This is a genomic window from Halomonas sp. SIMBA_159 (genome assembly GCF_046536035.1).
GTDB classification, from domain to species: Bacteria; Pseudomonadota; Gammaproteobacteria; order Pseudomonadales; family Halomonadaceae; genus Vreelandella; species Vreelandella venusta_A.
Genome location: NZ_JAWJBT010000384.1, coordinates 1 through 279, shown reverse-complemented (window position 1 = coordinate 279; position 279 = coordinate 1). Strand labels below are relative to the sequence as shown.

1 protein-coding gene is annotated in these 279 nt (G+C 36.9%); it reads right to left on the bottom strand.

Features of this window, described 5'->3' with window-relative positions; all coding sequences use genetic code 11:
- Window positions 1-110: 110 nt before the first annotated feature.
- Window positions 111-278 (bottom strand): helix-turn-helix transcriptional regulator, encoded by a 168-nt coding sequence (locus R0J87_RS19710; RefSeq protein ID WP_498888371.1) that lies wholly within the window; start codon window positions 276-278, stop codon window positions 111-113.
- Window position 279 lies beyond the last annotated feature (1 nt).

Below are 279 nucleotides of genomic sequence, written 5' to 3'. Positions count from 1 at the left end.
GCTGTAACGACAACACTTCGATATTATTACTCAGGTTGCTATCTTTACTTTGACTAATTTGCATAATCATCTCCGTAATTCTGATGCAAAGTTTAAACACCCATGATCATTCAAATATGTATATGACCACCTGCAACACATTTACTAATAGCTTGTTGCCTGTTACTGCTATTCGTTTTACGAATGCAGTTACCTAAATGAAAATTAACAGTACGCTCAGATATCGACAAAATCTGGCTGATTTCCCAGGATGTCTTACCTTTTGCTGCCCAGTTCAGA